At 66.9% G+C, this 263-nt stretch carries 1 protein-coding gene; it reads left to right on the forward strand.

Going from position 1 to position 263, the window contains the following annotated elements; genetic code table 11:
• Positions 1–8: 8 nt before the first annotated feature.
• Positions 9–131, forward strand: a complete 123-nt coding sequence (locus ACLJNW_RS25900; protein ID WP_410961466.1) for a 16S rRNA (uracil(1498)-N(3))-methyltransferase — start codon at positions 9–11, stop codon at positions 129–131.
• The last annotated feature ends 132 nt before the right edge of the window (positions 132–263 follow it).

Consider the following 263-nt stretch of genomic DNA (forward strand, 5'->3'; position numbering starts at 1 on the left):
ATGCCGAGGTGGAGCAGGCTCAGGCGGCCGGTTTCCACTCCGCGCGCCTCGGCCCGCGAGTGCTGCGCACCGAGACCGCGCCGGTGGTAGCGTTGGCGGTGGCCCAGCAACTCTGGGGCGACTTCGCCTGATATCCCTCCCGCCGCTTTACAACGGCGACAGCCAGTGAATACCGTTGCGCAACCCACTTCGCAACGGATCGCACGCATGGACACGCCCGTTACCTTCGATTGGAAGATCCGCCTGCCCGACGTGCTCGGCGT

The organism is Salmonella sp. SAL4457 (genome assembly GCF_046548235.1).
In the GTDB taxonomy this organism is placed as follows: Bacteria; Pseudomonadota; Gammaproteobacteria; order Enterobacterales; family Enterobacteriaceae; genus Salmonella; species Salmonella enterica.